The organism is Pseudomonas sp. BNK-44-b, from assembly GCF_047456245.1.
GTDB lineage: Bacteria > Pseudomonadota > Gammaproteobacteria > Pseudomonadales > Pseudomonadaceae > Aquipseudomonas > Aquipseudomonas machongensis.
On the sequence record NZ_CP179908.1, the window covers coordinates 5,356,119 to 5,375,305 of the forward strand.

Below are 19,187 nucleotides of genomic sequence, written 5' to 3' on the forward strand. Positions count from 1 at the left end.
AATCGGCGATAGCACGTTATACTGTAGCGCTTATACCGACACATGACGTGCCTCCATCCGATGAAAACGTTCGCTACTGCCCTTCTCCTCATCCTGCTCGCCGGCTGCTCCAGCGGTCTGCGCATCGACCGCAGCCACACCTCGGCGAACCAGGACAGCCGCATCCAGTTCGTCGTCCTGCACTACACCAACGCTTCGCTGGAGCGCTCGCTGGCGCTGCTGACCCATGGCGAGGTCAGCAGCCATTACCTGGTTGGCGACGGCAATGCCACGGTCTACCAGCTGGTGGATGAAAGCCGCCGCTCCTGGCATGCCGGCGAAAGTCAGTGGCAGGGCCGCACCTGGCTCAACTCGAGCTCGATCGGTATCGAGATCGTCAATCCCGGCTATACCGATACCCCCAGCGGACGTGTCTGGCACCCCTACAGCGAAGCGCAGATCGAGGCAGTGATCGCCTTGGTCAAGGATATCGTCCAGCGCTACAACATCCAGCCGCGCAACATCATTGGCCATAGCGACATCGCACCTTTGCGCAAGCTCGACCCGGGGCCGCTGTTCCCCTGGAAGCGGCTGGCTGACGCAGGCCTGGGGATCTGGCCGAACGCTGCCTCCGTGGCGCGCCAGCAGGTGTATTTCGAGGCCAATCCACCGAGCCCGCTCTGGTATCAGCAACAACTGGCCCGCTTCGGCTATGCCATCGAGCAGACTGGCGAGCTGGATGTCTCGACCCGCCATGTGATCGCCGCTTTCCAGATGCATTTCCGCGCGCAGCGCTTCGACGGCATGCCCGATGCGCAGACCGCGGCAATACTGCAGGTGCTCAACAGCATGCGGTGAATCAGGACCGCCTATCGCACCGCGCCAACTGTTCATCCAGTTGCTATACCTTTGGTATTCAACTGGATGCCGCGCATGTCTTCGCTGATCGCCTCTGTGCGCCAAATTTTCTACCGCCCCTGGCTGTTGGCCTCTCTGGTCGCGTTGGCCAGTGCTGCGCTGCTGCTGGCCGCCAGTGTCGGTGTCACCCTGCAGCAGATGAAACAGAGCGAAAGCGCGCAGATGAATGCCCGCGGCGAGCGTTTTCTCGAGCGCCTGGAGCAAGTGTTCGGCCAGTTGCGCGAGGGGGTCGACCAACTGCAGGCGCTGCCGATGCGCGGCTGTGATGCAGCGATGTTGTCTGCGCTGCGTCAGGTGGGCCTGAGCTACCGTTTTGTCTACGAGGCGGTCTATGTCGACGGAGACATCGCCTGCTCCAGCCGGGGTGGGGAGCAGGTCATGCGGCCCATGCGCTCACCCGACATCCAGGGGCCGACCTACAGTTACTGGCTGAACACCACCACCGAGCCGAACGAAAATCTTGCGGCGTTGATGCTGGGGCGTGGCCATTTCCTGGTGTCCACCTCACGCGGCCACCTGACCGACGTGGTCGATCTCCCGCCCGGTGGCAGCCTGCTGGTAGTGCTCGACCGCGGCAGCCGGGCGATCCCGGTGCTGGGCCCTCCCCAGCCCTGGCCACCTGCGCCGGACTGGCCGCCACCGTCACGCAAGGCGCTGATCGAGCTCAGCGACCGCCTCGTCTACCGGATGCCGACCAAGTCACCGGACTACCAACTCGTCCTCATCGCCCCCCGTGCAAGCCTGCCGCTGAAGCTCAACGGCATGCTCTGGTTGTTGTTCCCCGGTAGCCTGCTGCTCGCCTGCTGCATCGGCTGGCTGGTGCTGCAACTGATCCTGCAGCGGCGCTCGATGAGCTCGGAGTTGCAGCAGGCGCTGCGCCGTGGCGAGCTGCAGGTGCTCTACCAACCGATCTTCGAACTGGACAGCCGCCGTTGTGTCGGCGCCGAAGCACTGGTGCGCTGGCGCCGACCGGATGGCAGCCTGACCAGCCCGGAGCTGTTCATCCCGCTTGCCGAGAACACCGGGCAGATCCGTCCGATCACCGACTTCGTCCTGCAGCGGGTACTGGAGCAACTGGGCCAGTTGTTGCGGGCCAATCGGCACTTGTACATCTCGGTGAACCTGGCAGCGTGCGATGTGATGGTGCCGCGTATCGGCCGGGTCGCAGCGCGGTTGCTGGCCCAGCATCGGGTGTCCGCAACGCAGATCGCATTCGAAGTGACCGAGCGCGGCCTGATCGATGTGGTGGTGGCCCGCGACAACCTGCAGGCCCTGCGCTCGGTCGGGCATCAGGTACTGATCGACGATTTCGGCACCGGCTACTGCAGCCTGGCCTACCTGCAGACCCTGCCGGTCGATTGCCTGAAGATCGACAAGGCGTTCATCGACGCCCTGGGCCACGACGCCGCCAGCAGCGGCGTCGCCCCGCATATCATCCGCATGGCCCATGACCTGCACCTGCGGGTGATCGCCGAGGGGATCGAGTGCGAGGACCAGGCCGTATTGCTCAACAGCGAAGGGGTCAACTATGGGCAGGGTTGGCTGTTCGCCCATCCGCTCAACGCCCGACAGTTCGCCGAGCTGATCACGCGCGGACGACGGATGGGCGGGCGGCGAATCGATGATGAGCCTTGAACAGGCGCCTCACACCGGCAGGGCCATGTAGAACTGCGTCCCCTGCCCCGGCCGAGAGAACACGCCCATGCGCCCGCCATGCAGTTGCACGATTTCCTTGCACAGGGCCAGGCCCAACCCTGCGCCGCCCTTCTTGCGCCCGACCTGCACGAACGGCTCGAAGATTCGCCCTTGCTGGCCATAGGCAATGCCTTCGCCGTCGTCCTCGACGCTGATGATCACCCGCTCGGCATGCCGCCGTGCGTGCAGGCGAATGTGCCCGCCACTGGCAGTGTGGCGGATGGCGTTGTGCAGCAGGTTGTCCAGCACCCGGTCGATCTGCGCAAGGTCGACCTGGATGTGCGGCAAGGGAGGTTCCAGCTCGCTGACCAGTTCGATCTGCTTGTGCGCCGCCGATTCGGCGAAGCGTGCCCGGGCACGCTCCAGCAGGTCATCGAGTGTACAGGGCGCCAGTTCCAGTTTCTGCAGTCCGCTCTGGTAACGAGAGAAATTGAGCAGGTCGTTGATCAGTTGGGTCAGACGCTGCATTTCTTCGCCGATGGTGTCGAGCAGATCGTTTTCCCGCGCTTCGGGCGGGAACGAGACCCGCTCGCGCAGCAGGCCGAAAGCCATATGCATGCCGGTGACCGGGGTGCGCAGTTCATGGGAGGCACGCAGGACGAACTCGCTGCGTACGCGCTCGAATGCACGCTGTTCGGTCACGTCATGCAACACCATCACCGCGCCGAGAATCGGCCCTTGCGGGTGGCTGACGGGTGTCAGACTGAAGGTCAGCAGACGGGTCTCTTCGTCCACCTCGATGCTCAGGTCATCCGGTGGCCGGTCCAGGCTGCCGCCGCGCAGCACCTGGCGCATCTGTTGCTCCAGCTCCGGGCGGTTCAGGGCTTCGGCCAGATTGCTGCCGAGCCGCGAGGCGTTCCAGCCCAACTGCCGTTGGGCCACGGGGTTGAGGTGTTCCAGGCGACCTTGGCGATCGATGATCAGCAGGCCATCGTCGATGCTGTCGAGCACGGCCTGCAGGCGCTGCTGGCCGGCCAGCAGCTCATCGACATTGGTGGCCTGGTGCTTGCGCAGGGCGTCGGCCATCAGGCCGAAACGGCGGGTCAATTGGTTGAGTTCGGTGGCTTGGGTCACAGGTAGGGTAACGTCGAAGTTGCCTTGGCCAACCTGGTCGGCTGCCTTGGCCAAGGCCTCGATCGGCTGGCCGAAGCGACGCGCGATGTTATGCGCGGTGATGAAGCCCAGCACCACCACCGCCAGGCCCATCAGGCCCAATGCACCACTGACCAGCAGGGCATGATCGCGAGCATGTTCTTCGCTGCGGGAAATGTGCTCCAGCGCCTGCTTGTGCGAGTCGATCAGGTCGGTACGGACCTGGTTGAACGCGGCGCCCAAAGGGTCGTCGACGCCCATGCTGCGCGACGGTGAGGTGCTGTCGCGATAGGCCTGGAGGAAGGTCTGGTAGTTGCTGCTGGCCTTGCTGAATCCGGTGCGTTCACCGCCCTGTTCGAGGCCTGCCACCAATAGCGCCTGGAAGTTTTCCTGCAGGCTTGCCAAGCTTTTCGGATCGGTATCTGGATCGAGTATCAGGTTCAACTGCTCGCCCAGGTTCTGCCGCAGCTTGAGCCCGACTTCCAGGGTATGGGTGGTGTCACGCACCAGCTTTTGCTGCACCGCTGCCATCTGCAGCACGCTGATCAGCCCCAGCAGCAACCCCAGCAACGCAACCGTCACCAGTGCCGAGATGCTCAGGAACAGCCGCGTGCGCAGCTTCATGGGCCACTTCACAGGTTGTACTGCTTGCGCTTGCGGTACAGGGTGGAGGCATCGATACCGAGGGTCTTGGCGGCCTGGTCGAGGGTATCGCTGGCTGCCAGGACGGCACCGATGTGGGCGCGCTCCAGCTCATCGAGACTCAACGCTGCGCCAACCTTCGGGGCGTTGCCGGTGGGCTGCTCGCCCATCCCCAGGTGGCTGATTTCCACGCGCTCCTGCGGGCAGATGATGCTGGCGCGCTCCACCACGTTGCGCAGTTCGCGGATGTTGCCCGGCCAGCGGTAGTTGAGCAGTGCCGCACGGGCCTCGTCGCTGAATCCCCGCGCCGGGCGCGAATACTCCTTCACGAAACGGGCGAGGAAGCGATCGGCGAGCGTGAGGATGTCCTCGCTGCGCTCGCGCAGTGGCGGCAGGTGCAGGGTGATGACGTTGAGGCGGTACAGCAGGTCTTCACGGAAGCGGCTCTCGCGCACCATCTCCTCAAGGTTGAGGTTGGTTGCGGCGAGGATGCGAACGTCCGCCCGACGGGTGACCGGATCGCCGACCCTTTCGTATTCCTTGTCCTGGATGAAACGCAGCAGTTTTGGCTGCAGGGTCAGTGGGAAATCACCGATTTCGTCGAGGAACAGCGTGCCGCCGTCCGCCTGGCTGACCCGCCCGAGCGTGCTCTCGCTGGCGCCGGTGAAGGCGCCGCGGGTATGACCAAACAGTTCGCTTTCCATCAGCTCGGCGTTCAGCGAGGGGCAGTTGATGGTCACGCAGGCCTTGCGTGCGCGTTTGCTCCAGCCGTGAATGGCGCGGGCCAGTTCGCCCTTGCCGGTGCCGGACTCGCCCAGGATCAGGATATTGGCATCGGTGGTCGCCACCTGCCGCGCGGTTTCCAGCACCGCCATCATTTGCGGGCTGTGCGAGTCGAGACCGTCCTTGGGCTTGCGCACTTCGCCTTCCAGCGCTTCCAGGCGCGCCGACAGTTGGCGCACCTCCAGTTGCTTGGCGGTGGCCAGGCGCAACTGGTCGGGGCTGCAGGGTTTGACCAGATAGTCGGCAGCGCCGGCCTGGATGGCATCCACTGCGGTATCGATCGCCGAGTGTGCAGTGACGATCACCACGCGCATCCAGGGCGCCTGGATGCGCATCTGGGCCAGCACGTCTAGGCCGTTGTCCTCTCCCAGGCGCAGGTCGAGGAAGCACAGATCGAACACCTGGCGTTGCAACAGGGTCTCTGCCTGAACGGCACTGTTGGCCGTGGCGACGCTGTAGCCCTCGTCTTCGAGGCAGTAACGGAAGGTGCGCAGGATCGCGGACTCGTCGTCCACCAGCAGAATGCGGCCTTGCTTGTCCTGGGCTGGTTCCATTTTTCCTGCGCTCCTATGGGATTGATCTCAGTTAGTGTCGGAAAAATCGGGCAAGTTGCATGGTCGATTCTGAAGGATTCCGTCCTGTGCATGCTAGCTGTTGCTCTGTTTATTGGCTAACAGATTGAAATAAATAGATTTTCCAGCATTTGTGACGCTGGCATGCAGGTTGCGAGGTTGGTTGGATTTGTTACGAAAAAGGAGAAGTGCCATGCCTTTGTTCCCACGTCATTGCGCCCTGGCTGCCGGCCTGCTGCTGGCAGTCGGTCCCGTTGTCGCCGACCCGTTGCAGGATGCACGGCTGGAGGGGGCCGTGCAGACTGCGGTTTCCCTCAACAAGGTACTCAATCCGTTCCGCATAGAGGTGCAGGTGGAGGGGCAGCAGGCCCGCCTCAGCGGTGAGGTGGAAAATCCTGTCGAGCGCGACCTGGCCGAGCGTGTCGCCTTGGCCACCCGCGGTATCGAGCGGGTGGATAACCGTCTGCAGGTCAATGCCGAGCTGGCGGAGCAGCCGCTTGAGCGGCGTGCCTACGCCCAACGCCTTGAGGACGCCACCTTGACCGCGATCATCCGCGCGCGCCTGCTCTGGAGCCGGGTGACGGAAAAGGCGCCAATCGAGGTCGAGAGCCGCGAGGGCGTGGTGACCATGCGCGGTCGCGTCGACAACGTCGAGGCCAAGGAGCTGGCCGGGGTCATCGCCCGTACCAGCGAGGGCGTGTACCTGGTCAACAACCTGATCAGCCTGGATTCCGCAGCCATGGCCCAGGCCCGTGAAAATCCGCCGACTGTTCCGACAGGGCCGCAGCCCAGCGATGCCTGGATCATCGACAAGGTACAAAGCAGCTTGCGCTACAGCCGGAATCTCGACGGGCCGAACATCAAGGTCGCGAGCCAGGAAGGCCTGGTGCGACTGTCTGGCGAGGTGGTCAGCCAGGAGCAGAAGACCATCGCCGTGCAGATTGCGGGGCAGATCCTCGGAGTACGGGGCGTGGATGCGGACTTGCTGAAGGTGGCGAGCAAAGTGGAAGGTTGAATCGTGCAAAACGCACGGCGTGCAGCAAGGCATCGTGCAGGATACGTCCTTGCTGCATTTTCCATTTGCGCATAACTGACTGATTTATAAAGATTTTTTTGAGATTAAAAAGCTGGCATGCAGGCTGCAATAACTCCCTCAAGGTTTGGATAACAAATACAGCAGGAGGAGCCGGCATGAATCGCCAATCAGTCAACCGTTCGCAGGACGCAGCGCTGCCCGTGCATCAGTTTCTGTACCTGGCGATGGCACTGGTACTGACCCTCGCCGGCGGCCTGTTCTATCACAGCTGGCAGACCGCTCGCCTGGCCGATCAGGTAGCTGCTCAGACTGCGTTGTTGACGCAATTGAAGACGAATCACGCCACCACCCTGGTCAAGGCGGCACAGCCGCTGCCTTCGGCCAATGCTTCGCCGGCCACCCTGGAAAACATCGTTCCTCAGGAACGCTGGGTGTTCTAGTGCCACACCGACCCTATCCCGAAAAGAAAGGAGAAACACCATGCTGAGCTGGGCTATCACATTCCTGATCATCGCCATTGTCGCCGCAGTGCTGGGCTTCGGTGGTATCGCCGGCGCCGCAACGGGTATCGCGAAGATCCTGTTCATTGTCTTCCTGGTCCTGTTCGTCGCTTCCTTCTTCTTCGGACGCGGTAGAGGACGCCCATGAGCAGGATGCTCTTTAACGCCCTGGTCACCGCCCTGCTCGTGGGCGGTGGCTCGGCGGCGATGGCAGCCAATGACGGTCAGGTGCGGGCTAACCAGTTGCTGGGGTCGGACCCGGAATACCGCCAGACCTGGCAGAAGACCATAAAGAATGAAGAACGCCTGCCCGAGTGGGTGATCAACCTCAGCGGCAGCTCTGCGCAGCAGATGTCGGCGGTGACCGAGGACGGCGACAAGTATTTGGTCGGCCCTCTCTGCGAGTCGGACGACAACTGCACGTACAAGCGCCTGATCGTTGCGTTCAGCTGGGACAAGGATGAAGCCTACGGGATGCTCGTGGAGGTTCCCGAAGGTCTGCCCTCAGACAAGTCGCCGACCCGCCATGCGGATTATCGCTGGCTGGGCGAGCCGGATGACGGCATGAAGAAGCTGCTGCAGGAGCAGCTCAAGCGCGATCCGAACTGGTACTGACCAACGGTCGCGCACCGTAATCGGATGGACGTTGAACGTATTTACCGTTGCGTCGTCCATGATGCGCCGCCTCGAGGAGAGGCAGCACATGACCAGGGGGCCGGGCTGTTCTGATCGCGTCAGGATCGGAGTGGCCTAGGGGTACAGGGAGTACCTCCGACGAGGGCCGGGTCAGGAGAGACAGCATCGGAAGATCCAGGTCAGTGGTGTCGGAAAAGGCACTAACACTCGACCTGGCTTCCGAAGCGTCCTTACAGAAATCTCCCTTCCAAAACGTACTTGTACGATTTTTCTCTCAAGACACATTTTGTCGTAACCGTATATCGAATTTTTTTCCCCTCGATTGCGCTGTGCGCAGGGTGTGTTTTCTTCCATTCGGATTGTCGAACAACCCCCCACCACCCTCCAACTGATCCTGTCGTTTCTGCCTAAAAATGGCGGTTTGGTCTTGTTCGGAAAACCGAACGCCTGGATTTTTTGGCCGCTGAATTGGCCGATTTGCGGTCTTTTCCTATGCCGATTCGGCATGGGGTAGTCGTTTCCGGCATTAGACTGACCCTGTCCACGTCGCAATAGTTGCCGCCTTTTTAGCTGGCCCGAGCGCTCGTTCGCTCGCTGGCGTTGACCTGAGAACAGGGTCGCCAGACGGAAGCCAATCGCTGCCCGTGACGTTGCCAAAGGCTCTGGGACGCGCTTTTCCGATCTGCTGGCCATGACCACTACAACAAAGGTAACGACATGAAGAAGGCAAAACTGAGCCTCGCCTGGCAGATCGTGATCGGTCTCGTCCTCGGCGTTGCAGTCGGCGCGCTACTGAATCATTTCAGTGCAGAAAAGGCATGGTGGATCAGCAACGTCCTCCAGCCCGCCGGCGACATCTTCATTCGCCTGATCAAGATGATCGTCGTCCCGATCGTGATTTCGTCGCTGATCGTGGGCATCGCCGGGGTTGGCGACGCGAAGAAACTGGGCAGCATCGGCCTGAAGACCATTCTCTACTTCGAAGTGGTGACCACCATCGCCATCGTCGTCGGTCTGGTACTGGCCAATGTGTTCCACCCAGGTGCCGGCATCGACATGAGCACCCTGGGCACCGTCGACATCTCCAAGTACCAGGCCACGGCGGCCGAGGTACAGCATGAGCATGCGTTCATCGAGACCCTGCTCAACCTGATCCCATCGAACATCTTCGCAGCGCTGATGCGTGGCGAGATGCTGCCGATCATCTTCTTCTCGGTCATGTTCGGCATGGGCCTCTCGAGCCTCAACGCCGACCTGCGCGAGCCGCTGGTGCGTACCTTCCAGGGTGTGTCGGAGACCATGTTCAAGGTCACCCACATGATCATGAACTACGCCCCGATCGGCGTATTCGCCCTGATCGCCGCGACCGTCGCCAACTTCGGCTTCGCCTCGCTGCTGCCGCTGGCCAAGCTGGTGCTGCTGGTGTACTTCGCCATCGCCTTCTTCGCCTTCATGGTGCTGGGCCTGGTGGCACGCGTGTTCGGCTTCTCGATCATCAAGATCATGCGCATCATGAAGGACGAGCTGATCCTCGCCTACTCCACCTCCAGCTCCGAGACCGTGCTGCCGCGCGTGATCGAGAAGATGGAGAAGTACGGTGCGCCGAAGTCGATCTGCTCCTTCGTGGTACCGACCGGCTACTCGTTCAACCTCGACGGTTCGACCCTGTACCAGAGCATCGCGGCGATCTTCATCGCCCAGCTGTACGGCATCGACCTGTCGATCAGCCAACAGCTGCTGCTGGTGCTGACCCTGATGGTCACCTCCAAGGGTATTGCCGGTGTGCCGGGCGTCTCCTTCGTGGTGCTGCTGGCGACCCTGGGCAGCGTGGGCATTCCGCTGGAAGGCCTGGCCTTCATCGCCGGTGTCGACCGCATCATGGACATGGCCCGTACCGCACTGAACGTGGTGGGCAACGCCCTGGCCGCCGTGGTGATCGCCAAGTGGCAAGGCATGTACGACAGCGCCAAGGGCGAGGCGTACTACAACTCGCTGTTCCAGGCCAACGGCAAGAAAAAAGAAGCTGTGGTGGCGGGCAAGACCGTCAACCAGTAAGCCTCTGGTTGCAAGCAAGAGCCCCGACCCGTCGGGGCTTTTTGCATTGTGGCGTCCGACACCACCCCTGTCGGCCGCTCTTGCAGGGATCGGATTCAGGGCGCCTTATGCGCTATCATTCGGGCATTTTTCAGGGGGATTGCAGATGCTCAACGGCCTCTGGCTCGGCTTTTTCGTGGTAGCGGCCATCTCCGCCCTGGCCCAGTGGCTGGTCGGTGGCAACGCGGGAATCTTCGCCGCGATGGTCGAGAGCATCTTCGCCATGGCCAAGCTGTCGGTCGAGGTCATGATCCTGCTGTTCGGCACCCTCACCCTGTGGCTGGGCTTTCTCAAGATTGCCGAAAAGGCCGGTATCGTCGAATGGCTGGCCAAGGTTCTCGGCCCGCTGTTCGCGCGTCTGATGCCGGAAGTGCCGCCTGGCCACCCTGCCCTGGGCCTGATCACCATGAACTTCGCTGCCAACGGCCTGGGCCTGGACAACGCCGCCACGCCCATCGGCCTGAAGGCCATGCGTGCGCTGCAGGAGCTCAACCCCAGCAGCACCACGGCGAGTAACGCGCAGATCCTGTTCCTGGTGCTCAACGCCTCGTCGCTGACCCTGCTGCCGGTCACCATCTTCATGTACCGCGCCCAGCAAGGCGCTCCCGACCCGACGCTGGTGTTCCTGCCCATCCTGCTGGCGACCAGCGTCTCGACCCTGGTCGGCCTGCTGTCGGTTGCCGTGATGCAGCGCCTGCGCCTGTGGGATCCGGTGGTGCTGGCCTACTTCATCCCCGGCGCCCTGCTGCTCGGTGGCTTCATGGCGTTTCTCGGCACGTTGTCGGCGGCTGCGTTGGCGAGCCTGTCGTCGATCCTCGGCAACCTGACGCTGTTCGGCGTGATCATGCTGTTTCTGGTGATCGGTGCGTTGCGCAAGGTGAAGGTCTACGAGGCCTTCGTCGAGGGCGCCAAAGAAGGCTTCGACGTGGCCAAGAGCCTGTTGCCCTATCTGGTCGCGATGCTGGTCGCAGTGGGTGTGCTGCGTGCCTCCGGGGCGCTCGAGCTGGCGCTGGGCGGCATCCGCCATGCGGTCGAGTGGATGGGTGTGGACAGCCGCTTCGTGGAAGGCCTGCCCACGGCACTGGTCAAGCCGTTCTCCGGCAGCGCGGCGCGGGCGATGCTGATCGAGACCATGCAGACCCACGGTGTCGACAGCTTCCCGGCGCTCGTGGCCGCGACCATTCAGGGCAGTACCGAAACCACCTTCTACGTGTTGGCGGTGTACTTCGGCGCCGTGGGCATCCAGCGCGTGCGCCACGCAGTGGGCTGCGCGCTGCTGGCCGAGCTGTCCGGGATGATCGCGGCGATCTTCGTCTGCTACTGGTTCTTCGCCTGAGCCTGCATCCGTGAGGCCTGGGCGACTGTCCAGTCCACCACCTGGCGCGCGAGCTGGTCACTGGCAGCGCCGAAGCCACTGACCACCGCCGGCACCTGCTTGTCGGCCAGTGGCTGGAGCACCTCGAAGCGTTGGCTGGCAAGGATGCGCTGGCTGCGCCCTTGCACCAGCCGCGCGTCGTAGCGGATCAGTACCTGCACCCCGTTTTCGCGGTATTCGCTCTGGAACGCTTGCAGCTCACCCGCCAGCTCGTAGTCGGCCTGCAGGTTGCTGTCATCGGCGCTCAGGCGCTGCACCCGGCCGTCCCGCTGGAAGGCATCGAGCAGGCGATTGCGCACCAGCAGTGGCACCGGATCGCTCCAGCGCGCGCCCTTGTAGCTGCTGATCACGTCGCCTTGCGCAATCACGGCGATACGCGGCCCGGCCAGGACTTCGCTGGCCAGCGGCTTGTTCAGGCGCAGCGACCAATCCACGGGTGTCGCCGGGCGGCTCTGCTGGTTCACCGGCAGGCGATAGATATCGGTGGGCTCGGCCTGTGGCAGGATCGAGCAGGCGCTGGCCAGGCTCAGCAGGCTGCCTGCGGCGAGCAGGCGAAGGGACGGCCTCATGGCTGGAACTCCTTGGTTGGGTCGCGGCCCAGCAGGTAGCCGCTGGGGTCGGCCTCCAGGCGCCGGGAGATGCCCTTGAGGGCATTGAGGGTTTCGCGCAGCTCGCGGATTGCCGGGGCCAGCTGATTCAGGCCTTGGGCGCCGTCGTCGAGCGCCTCGCGGTTGTTCTTGAGCAGGTCATTGATGGTCGCGGTGCTCTGAGCCAGCGACTGCATGGCCTGCTCCGCGCTGCCGAAGGCTTGCTTGCCCTCGCTGCCGAGCAGGCCATTGGCGTTGCGCATCAGCGCCTGTGTCTCGGCCAGGGTGGCGCTGGCCTGTTTGCCGACCTGGCCGAGTTGCTCGATGGCCTGGGCGATGCCGCCCTTCTGGCTGGCGAAGGCACCGGTAGTCTGTTCGAGGTTGGCCAGGGTGTTGCTCAGGCGTTCGATGTTGTTTTCCGAGAACATCTGGTTGGCGTTGTGCAGCAGCAGGTTGATGTTGGTCACCAGGTCGCTGCTGTCGTTGAGCAGGCGTGAGATCGGCGACGGCGAGGCGACGATCACCGGCAGCTGTCCGTCCTTGCCCTTGAGCGATGGGCTCTGCGGCGTGCCGCCGCTGAGCTGGATGAACGAGTTGCCGGTCACCCCGGCGAGCGTGAGCTTGGCCTGGGTGTCTTCCTTGACCGGTGTGTCGGCGCTCAGGCGGATGCGCGCCAGTACCCGGCGCGGGTCCTGCGGGTCGAGGCGCAAGGTGCTGACATCGCCGACCTTGATGCCGTTGTACTGCACCGCGCTTCCCCGGGACAGGCCCGAAACGGCCTCGTTGAACACCACTTCATAATCTTTGAAGGCATCGTCGACGCTGGACTTGGTCAGCCACAGGCCGAACAGCATGGCGCCGGCCACGACCAGCACGGTGACCAGTCCGATGAGGACGTGATGAGCTCGGGTTTCCATCGTCAGTGCTCCTGTCCCGCGCTTGCGGCTGCCTGTTCGGCTGCACGTCCGCGCGGGCCGTGAAAGTATTCGTGAATCCAGGGATCGTCGGTGCGTTCGACCTCGGCCAGCGGGCCTGCGACCAGTACCCTCTTCTGCGACAGCACCGCCACCCGGTCGGTGATGGTGTAGAGGGTGTCCAGGTCGTGGGTGATGAGGAACACCGAAAGCCCGAGGGCGTCGCGCAGGGTCAGGATCAGTTGGTCGAATGCCGCTGCGCCGATCGGGTCCAGGCCTGCGGTGGGTTCGTCGAGGAACAGGATGTCCGGGTCCAGTGCCAGCGCGCGGGCCAGGGCCGCGCGCTTGATCATGCCGCCGGACAGCGAGGCCGGGTACTTGTCGGCGGCGCTGATCGGCAGCCCCGCCAGCGCCAGCTTGACCCCGGCCAGGTGTTCGGCGTCGGCGCGTGACAGCCCGGCATGCTCGATCAACGGCAGCGCGACGTTCTCGGTGACGGTCAGTGACGAGAACAACGCGCCCTTCTGGAACAGCACACCGAAGCGCCGTTCCACCTGCGAGCGCTGGTCGTCGTTCAGCGTGGCCAGGTCCTGGCCGAACACCTTCACCCTGCCCTCGTTGGGCCGACGCAGGCCGACGATGCTGCGCAGCAGCACCGACTTGCCGCTGCCCGAACCGCCGACCACGGCGAGGATCTCGCCGCGGTACAGGTCCAGGTCGAGCTGCTCGTGCACGCTCTGACTACCGAAACGGTTGCACAGGCCACGGGCTTCGATCACCGCTTCACGTGTGCCACTCACCAGCCCATCTCCATGAAGAACAACGCAGCCACGGCATCCAGCACGATGACCACGAAGATCGACTGCACCACCGCCGAAGTGGTGTGGGCCCCGACCGACTCGGCGCTGCCACTGACCTTGAAACCTTCCAGGCAGCCGATGGCGGCGATCAGGAAGGCGAAGAACGGCGCCTTGAGCAGGCCGACCAGGAAGTGCTGCACGCCAATGTCGCTCTGCAGCAGCGAGAGGAACATGGCCGGCGGGATGTCCAGCGACAGCGCACAGACCACCGCGCCGCCGACGATGCCGCAGACCATGGCGACGAAGGTCAGTAGCGGCAAGGCGATCAGCAGCGCCAGAACCCGCGGCACCACCAGCAGTTCGATGGGGTTCAGGCCCAGGGTGCGGATGGCGTCGATCTCCTCGTTGGCCTTCATCGAGCCGAGCTGCGCGGTGAAGGCGCTGGCCGTGCGCCCGGCCATCAGGATCGCGGTGAGCAGCACGGCGAATTCGCGCAGGAAGGAGAAGGCCACCAGGTCGACGGTAAAGACCGTCGCACCGAAGTCGGCCAGCACCGTGGCCCCGAGAAAGGCCACTACGGCGCCGACCAGGAAGGTCAGCAAGGCGACGATGGGCGCGGCGTCCAGGCCTGTCTGCTCGATGTGCGCGACCACCGGGGTGACCCGCCACTTGTGTGGTTGCAGGAGCCGGGTGGCGAGGGTGGCGAGGATCAGGCCGACGAAACCGAGCAGTTGCCGGGTGTCCTGCCAGAGCGTGTCGACGGCGCAGCCGATGCGTGCGAGCAATTGCAGCAGGACCGGTTGTTCGGCTTCCTTGATCGGGATGCAGTAGTCCTGCACCGAGCCATACACCGTCCTGAGCAAGGCTCGGCTGGCCTCGGGGAGCTCGTCGGTGCAGTGCGACAGGCGCTCGGCGCCCAGCAACTCGGCCAGCAGCGAGGCACCGGCGGTGTCCAGGCGCCCAAGCTGGCTGAGGTCGGCGATCGTGTCAGCACCGTACTGGTCGCGCAGGCGCTCGCTGTCGCGCTTGAGGCTGGTGTAGTGGGCCAGGGTCCAGTCGCCGGCGATCAGCAGGCGCGCGGGGTGCTGGCGGGTGTCGAGGGTGGCGCTGGGCTCCATGCTTCTGACTCTGCACGACGGCGGTGGGTCAGATCATAGCCTGTTGCAGCGGCGGTGGCTTCAATCGCGGGGCAAGTCGCAACGGCGATGGAGGCGACGCGATGATGAAGCTTCACCCCGCCGGTACATCCTCGACCACCTTGAAGCGCAGTACGCCGATCACCTGGCCATCCTCGGTCAGCACCCGCACCTGCCACTTGCCCACGGGGTTGGGCGGGAAGTTCTGCTTGTGGGTCCAGGCCCGGTAGCCTTCCTTGCGCCCACCGTGGATGTCCAGGGCGATGCGGTCGACCTCTTTACCGTCCTGCTGCCACACGTGATAGATCCGCTCGTTCAGCCCGCGCGGGGCGTTGATTGCGGTATAGGCGTACAGCCCCGCGCTGCGAATGCGGCTGGCGGCGATCTCGTCCAGCGATTCGCCGGGCTGGCGGTCCTGCAGCTCGGTGGTCACCGCCACTTCGGTCATCCACAGGGTCGCCGGTGGCACCCATGAGCGCAGCAGCCACCCGCCGCCGCCCACGGTCAGGGTCACCAGTACCAGCGCCACGGCGCGGCGCCAGTTGTTGATCGGGAAACTGCTGGCCAGGCTCGGGAATGACAGCGCCATGGCCGCGATCAGCGCCAGCTTGAAGCTCTGTGCGGTGGTCAGGTGCAGGATGATCGGCAGCGCCGTAAGCAACGCGGCGAACAGGGTCAGGGTGTGCAGCGCCATGAACAGCCAGCGCCGCGGTGCGAGCCATTTGTAGTACAGCGGATCGACGATGGAGATCAGCCCGGCTGCGCCGAGCAAGCCGGTGAACACCAGCTGGCCGCTGTTCCAGGTGGTGGTGATGAAGAAGAACGGCAGGACGAAGAACAGACTTTCCTGGTGGATCATCTGTGTGGCGTAACGCAAAAGTGGCTGCGGGATTTCGCGCTTGAACGTGCGTGCGAACAGTCCCGTCAGGGTGTTCTCGAGCATCAGCCAGACCCAGCTGATCAGCATCAGCACGGCGATCCAACTGGCGAGGCCGGCCTGGCGGTCGACCAGGATGAAACTGCCAATGCCGGACAGGAAGCCGCCAAGGGCGATGACCCCGGGGTAGCGTTTGAGCAGTTCGATGATGCGTTGGACGATGTGGGGTATGGGAGGCATGGGGATGGGCAGCGATAAGGGGTGACTGTTCTGGCCTCTTCGCGGGCAAGTCGCAATGGCGAAGAGGCCGAAACAGGATACCGCCGAATCAGCTGTCCCGTGTAGCGCCGCTGGGGCGATCCGCCGGCTGGCGCCTTTTGCGGATCAGCCCGATGGCGAGTATCAACCCCAACCCCAGCGCCACCAACCCGTACAGCTCGTCATAGCCCAGCAGTGGCTTCTCGATGCGCAGGTAGCCAGGTTCCTTGAGCAACAACCGCAGCGCCTCGTTGGCCTCCTTCAGGCTGACCTTGCGCAGTTTGCCGATCGGATCTGCGAAACGGCCGTCATCGTAGTCGTTCAGCGCGCCCCAGTAGTAGTCGGCCAGTGCGCTGTTGCCCTGGGTGGTCCAGCTTTCGCGGGCAATCGCGGCCTCCTTGAGGCGGGCAAAGGTGTCTGCATCCAGGCCGTGCTTGCGCAGGTGCTCGAACAGGTCCTGCAGCACTTTCACCGCTTCGTCGATGTCCTGGCGTTCGAGATCGGCGTTGAAGCTGAGCATGCCGCTGTCGCCGAAACTTTCACGCCGCACGGAGGGGCCGTAGGCCAGGCCGTGGCGCAATCGCAGTTGATCGTACGCAGCCCAGTCGAGGTAGCGCGAGAGCAGCTCGAGGGTCTGGTCGTGATTGCTGTCGAGTACCGGCTCGATGAACAGCCAGTGCAGCCTGGCAGTGTCGCCCAGCCAGCCACGGGTCAGGTCGCGGCGTTGCTCGGCCTGCTGGCTGATGCTGTCGAGGTTGCGCCGCTCGCCTGGCTCGGTGGCTGGCAGCTCGCCATAGGTGCGCTCCAGATAGGCCGGCAGCAGGCGGTCGAGGCCACCGACGACGATCAGGCTCATGTTGTTGGCGGCGTACCAATGCTCGCGCATGGCCTGCACCTGTTTGAGGGTCATGCCGTCGATATCCGAGCGCTCCGGGCATTTGAGCTCCAGTTCCACGGCAAGCTGGTCGCTGGCCGGGTGGCCGATGTCCTGGCGGTCCAGCCAGCGCTGCAGGTGGCCGTAATGGCCGCCGTCCTCGCGCTCGATGATTTTCTTGGCGGTGGCCAGGGCCTTGGCATCGATCTTCGTGTCCCGCACCGCCGCCAACAGCAGGTCGAGCACCTTGCGCTGGTTGCGTGCCGGCGCCTCGATGACGAAGGTGGTATCGGCGGCGCTGGTGAAGGCGTTCCACTCCCCGCCCAGCGCCTGCAGGCGCTCTTCCAGGCCGCCTTCGCCGGTCTCGTCGATGCCGCTGAACAGCAGGTGTTCGAGCAGGTGCGGCAATTCGCGCTGGTTGCACTCGAAGTCGTCGAGGCCCACGCCGACCACAAGGCGGATCGACACATGGTCGCGTTCGTACCCAGACTTGAGAATCACCTGCAGGCCGTTGGGCAACAGATAGCCTTCGACCCGCGAGCGGTCGAGGGCGAACGAGGGCAGGCTGCAGAGGATCAGGCAAACGAAGGTCAGGCAACGCATGGGCGGGCTTCCGGGCCGGTCTCCAGGTGTGCGGGGGTCAGGACAGGCGGGCGTCGTCCGGCACGCTGTCGAGCAGAAGCCCGCCGGTGTCCGCGCCGCCCAGTACCACATAGGCACTGCTGCAGAACAAAGAGTTCAACCGCTTCATGTCGGCGATCAGCTCCAAGTGTAGCGAACTGGTCTCGATACTCTGCACCACCTTGCGTTGCAGGCGACTGACATGGGCGTGGGCCAGGCGCCGTTCCTGGGCGCGGAAGCGGCGTTTCTCGCGCAACAGCAGGCGTGCGCTCTCAGGGTCGGCGCTGAGGAACACCGACAGGCCCAGGCGCAGGTTGGCCAGCAGTTGCTCCTGAAGGCCCGTCAGTTCTTCCAGGCCGACCTGGGAGAACTCCCGGCGCTGTGAGGTCTTCTGCTGCTGCACCTTGCGCAGCATGCGCTCGATCAGGTCGCTGGCCAGCTTGAGGTTGATCGACAGTTCGATGATCTCGGCCCAGCGCCGGTTGTCCTGCTCGCTCAGGTCCTCGCGTGACATCTGCGCCAGGTACAGCTTGATGGCGCTGTACAGGGCCTCGGCGTCCTCGCCCAGGGCGCGGGTCTGTTGTGGCAGTGCGGTCTGGCTGCCGCGCAGGGCGCCGAGCATGGCCTCGAGCAGGCTGTCGACGATGTCGCCCAGGCGCAGGGTCTCGCGGGCTGCGTTGGCCAATGCCAGGCTGGGGGTTTCCAGCGCCGAGGCGTCGAGGTGCCGGGGCTTGACCTGGCCGTTGGCGACTTCGCGTTCGGGTAGCAGGGTGGTGCACAGGCGCCCCATAGGTTTGACCGTGGGCAGCATGACCAGGCAACGCAGGGTGTTGTAGAGCAAATGGAAGCCGATCACCAGCTCTTGCGGGCTGAAACTCAGCGAGTCCATCCAGTCCACCAGCGGGTGCAGCACCGGAATGATCAGCAGCAGGCCGATCAGCTTGTACAGCAGGCTGCCCAGGGCCACGCGACGCCCAGCAGCGTTCTGCATGCGGGCGCTGATGAAGGCCAGCATTCCACTGCCGATGTTGGCGCCGACCACCAGGCCGATGGCCACCGGCAGGCTGATCACCTCGGCACCGGCCAGGGTCGCGGTGAGCAGCACGGCAGCGAGGCTGGAGTAGGTGATCATGGCGAACAGGGCGCCGACCAGGGCGTCGAGCAGGATATCGCCGGTCAGCGAGGCGAACAGCACTTTCACACCCTGTGCATGGGTGATCGGCGCAGCAGCCTGCACGATCAGTTCAAGTGCCAGGATGATCAGGCCCAGGCCAATGGCCACCCGGCCCATCTGGCCGAGGCGCGTCTGCTTGCGCGACAGGAAGAAGATCACCCCGACGAACACCAGCAACGGCGACAGCCACGACAGGTCGAAGGTCAGCACCCGCGCCATCAGCGCAGTACCCACGTCGGCACCGAGCATGATCGCCAGGGCTGGGGTCATGGCCATCAGGCCCTGGCCGACGAAGGAAGTGACCAACATGGCGGTGGCGTTGCTGCTCTGCACCACGGCGGTGACGACGATGCCAGCAATGAAGGCCAGCGCACGACGGTCCATGTTCTGGCTGAGCACGCGGCGCAGGTTCGAGCCGTAAACCCGAAGAATGCCGGTGCGCACGATATGCGTGCCCCAGACGAGCAGCGCCACGGCGGAAAGCAGGTTGAGCAGGGTGAGCATGTTCGAGGCCCCCTTATTACCGACGCCCCAGTGCGGGGCCAATGGGTGAAGCCGTGAGCCTGGCCCGGGGGTGGGCGTTGTATTCAGTGCTCACTGAAGCTTTAGTTGTTTTGCGCGGTT

The 19,187-nt window shown here is 64.0% G+C and carries 17 protein-coding genes; 8 read left to right on the plus strand and 9 right to left on the minus strand.

The features are described 5' to 3' along the window. Positions 1–60 precede the first annotated feature (60 nt). A complete protein-coding gene (locus tag ACMGGG_RS24250; protein WP_414154561.1) occupies positions 61–837 on the plus strand; it encodes an N-acetylmuramoyl-L-alanine amidase in 777 nt (258 codons plus the stop codon). A 75-nt stretch (positions 838–912) separates the two neighbouring features. Continuing rightward, the gene (locus ACMGGG_RS24255; protein ID WP_414154562.1) at positions 913–2,532 is read left to right on the plus strand and encodes an EAL domain-containing protein; all 1,620 of its coding nucleotides are present in this window, start codon (positions 913–915) and stop codon (positions 2,530–2,532) included. A 9-nt stretch (positions 2,533–2,541) separates the two neighbouring features. Here ACMGGG_RS24255 and ACMGGG_RS24260 read toward each other — a convergent pair whose 3' ends face one another. After that, complete coding sequence (locus ACMGGG_RS24260; protein WP_414154563.1) at positions 2,542–4,308, minus strand: KinB sensor domain-containing domain; 1,767 nt, start codon at positions 4,306–4,308, stop codon at positions 2,542–2,544. An 8-nt stretch (positions 4,309–4,316) separates the two neighbouring features. Further along, complete coding sequence (gene algB, locus ACMGGG_RS24265; RefSeq protein WP_054893344.1) at positions 4,317–5,663, minus strand: sigma-54-dependent response regulator transcription factor AlgB; 1,347 nt, start codon at positions 5,661–5,663, stop codon at positions 4,317–4,319. Positions 5,664–5,874: 211 nt separating this feature from the next. On the opposite strand from algB, the gene ACMGGG_RS24270 reads away from it, so the two are divergent. The 6 genes from ACMGGG_RS24270 (at position 5,875) to ACMGGG_RS24295 (ending at position 11,283) form a co-directional block, all read left to right on the plus strand. Continuing rightward, on the plus strand, positions 5,875–6,696 hold the full coding sequence (locus ACMGGG_RS24270; RefSeq protein WP_054893343.1) for a BON domain-containing protein: 822 nt from the start codon (positions 5,875–5,877) through the stop codon (positions 6,694–6,696). A gap of 176 nt (positions 6,697–6,872) precedes the next feature. Then, entirely contained in the window at positions 6,873–7,157 is a 285-nt protein-coding gene (locus ACMGGG_RS24275) for a hypothetical protein (RefSeq protein ID WP_063542018.1), read from the plus strand. 40 nt (positions 7,158–7,197) lie between these two features. Next, the gene (locus ACMGGG_RS24280) at positions 7,198–7,365 is read left to right on the plus strand and encodes a DUF1328 domain-containing protein (protein WP_028695791.1); all 168 of its coding nucleotides are present in this window, start codon (positions 7,198–7,200) and stop codon (positions 7,363–7,365) included. Further along, positions 7,362–7,832, plus strand: coding sequence for an inhibitor of vertebrate lysozyme family protein (locus ACMGGG_RS24285; protein WP_063542020.1), 471 nt, complete (start codon positions 7,362–7,364; stop codon positions 7,830–7,832). Before ACMGGG_RS24280 ends, ACMGGG_RS24285 begins: the two co-directional genes overlap by 4 nt. A 738-nt stretch (positions 7,833–8,570) precedes the next feature. Continuing rightward, positions 8,571–9,908 carry a glutamate/aspartate:proton symporter GltP gene (gltP, locus tag ACMGGG_RS24290; RefSeq protein ID WP_054893340.1) on the plus strand — a complete coding sequence of 446 codons (1,338 nt, stop codon included), beginning with the start codon at positions 8,571–8,573 and terminating at the stop codon, positions 9,906–9,908. Positions 9,909–10,053: 145 nt separating this feature from the next. After that, on the plus strand, positions 10,054–11,283 hold the full coding sequence (locus tag ACMGGG_RS24295; protein ID WP_414154564.1) for a nucleoside recognition domain-containing protein: 1,230 nt from the start codon (positions 10,054–10,056) through the stop codon (positions 11,281–11,283). Here the strand turns inward: ACMGGG_RS24295 and ACMGGG_RS24300 are convergent. From ACMGGG_RS24300 to ACMGGG_RS24330, 7 genes are all read right to left on the minus strand, one after another. Further along, positions 11,265–11,891 (minus strand): ABC-type transport auxiliary lipoprotein family protein, encoded by a 627-nt coding sequence (locus tag ACMGGG_RS24300; protein ID WP_054893338.1) that lies wholly within the window; start codon positions 11,889–11,891, stop codon positions 11,265–11,267. The two genes, ACMGGG_RS24295 and ACMGGG_RS24300, sit on opposite strands and share 19 nt — an antisense overlap. Beyond that, complete coding sequence (locus ACMGGG_RS24305; RefSeq protein ID WP_065864707.1) at positions 11,888–12,826, minus strand: MlaD family protein; 939 nt, start codon at positions 12,824–12,826, stop codon at positions 11,888–11,890. The genes ACMGGG_RS24300 and ACMGGG_RS24305 overlap by 4 nt, the downstream gene beginning before the upstream one ends. A 2-nt stretch (positions 12,827–12,828) precedes the next feature. Next, complete coding sequence (locus ACMGGG_RS24310; RefSeq protein WP_197893393.1) at positions 12,829–13,623, minus strand: ABC transporter ATP-binding protein; 795 nt, start codon at positions 13,621–13,623, stop codon at positions 12,829–12,831. Beyond that, positions 13,620–14,741 (minus strand): ABC transporter permease, encoded by a 1,122-nt coding sequence (locus ACMGGG_RS24315; RefSeq protein ID WP_054893335.1) that lies wholly within the window; start codon positions 14,739–14,741, stop codon positions 13,620–13,622. The genes ACMGGG_RS24310 and ACMGGG_RS24315 overlap by 4 nt, the downstream gene beginning before the upstream one ends. 112 nt (positions 14,742–14,853) lie before the next feature. Continuing rightward, on the minus strand, positions 14,854–15,876 hold the full coding sequence (locus ACMGGG_RS24320; protein WP_065864710.1) for a DUF5924 family protein: 1,023 nt from the start codon (positions 15,874–15,876) through the stop codon (positions 14,854–14,856). A gap of 88 nt (positions 15,877–15,964) precedes the next feature. Next, positions 15,965–17,371: a M16 family metallopeptidase gene (locus ACMGGG_RS24325; protein ID WP_414154565.1), complete on the minus strand. Its 1,407-nt coding sequence runs from the start codon at positions 17,369–17,371 to the stop codon at positions 15,965–15,967. A 37-nt stretch (positions 17,372–17,408) separates the two neighbouring features. Next, the gene (locus tag ACMGGG_RS24330; protein ID WP_054893333.1) at positions 17,409–19,067 is read right to left on the minus strand and encodes a Na/Pi cotransporter family protein; all 1,659 of its coding nucleotides are present in this window, start codon (positions 19,065–19,067) and stop codon (positions 17,409–17,411) included. Positions 19,068–19,187: the final 120 nt, after the last annotated feature.

Coding starts and splice junctions, on each gene's coding strand:
- ACMGGG_RS24250 (WP_414154561.1), top strand. CDS start 61: ATGAAAACGTTCGCTACTGCCCTTCTCCTCATCCTGCTCGCCGGCTGC.
- ACMGGG_RS24255 (WP_414154562.1), top strand. CDS start 913: ATGTCTTCGCTGATCGCCTCTGTGCGCCAAATTTTCTACCGCCCCTGG.
- ACMGGG_RS24260 (WP_414154563.1), bottom strand. CDS start 4,308: ATGAAGCTGCGCACGCGGCTGTTCCTGAGCATCTCGGCACTGGTGACG.
- algB (WP_054893344.1), bottom strand. CDS start 5,663: ATGGAACCAGCCCAGGACAAGCAAGGCCGCATTCTGCTGGTGGACGAC.
- ACMGGG_RS24270 (WP_054893343.1), top strand. CDS start 5,875: ATGCCTTTGTTCCCACGTCATTGCGCCCTGGCTGCCGGCCTGCTGCTG.
- ACMGGG_RS24275 (WP_063542018.1), top strand. CDS start 6,873: ATGAATCGCCAATCAGTCAACCGTTCGCAGGACGCAGCGCTGCCCGTG.
- ACMGGG_RS24280 (WP_028695791.1), top strand. CDS start 7,198: ATGCTGAGCTGGGCTATCACATTCCTGATCATCGCCATTGTCGCCGCA.
- ACMGGG_RS24285 (WP_063542020.1), top strand. CDS start 7,362: ATGAGCAGGATGCTCTTTAACGCCCTGGTCACCGCCCTGCTCGTGGGC.
- gltP (WP_054893340.1), top strand. CDS start 8,571: ATGAAGAAGGCAAAACTGAGCCTCGCCTGGCAGATCGTGATCGGTCTC.
- ACMGGG_RS24295 (WP_414154564.1), top strand. CDS start 10,054: ATGCTCAACGGCCTCTGGCTCGGCTTTTTCGTGGTAGCGGCCATCTCC.
- ACMGGG_RS24300 (WP_054893338.1), bottom strand. CDS start 11,891: ATGAGGCCGTCCCTTCGCCTGCTCGCCGCAGGCAGCCTGCTGAGCCTG.
- ACMGGG_RS24305 (WP_065864707.1), bottom strand. CDS start 12,826: ATGGAAACCCGAGCTCATCACGTCCTCATCGGACTGGTCACCGTGCTG.
- ACMGGG_RS24315 (WP_054893335.1), bottom strand. CDS start 14,741: ATGGAGCCCAGCGCCACCCTCGACACCCGCCAGCACCCCGCGCGCCTG.
- ACMGGG_RS24320 (WP_065864710.1), bottom strand. CDS start 15,876: ATGCCTCCCATACCCCACATCGTCCAACGCATCATCGAACTGCTCAAA.
- ACMGGG_RS24325 (WP_414154565.1), bottom strand. CDS start 17,371: ATGCGTTGCCTGACCTTCGTTTGCCTGATCCTCTGCAGCCTGCCCTCG.
- ACMGGG_RS24330 (WP_054893333.1), bottom strand. CDS start 19,067: ATGCTCACCCTGCTCAACCTGCTTTCCGCCGTGGCGCTGCTCGTCTGG.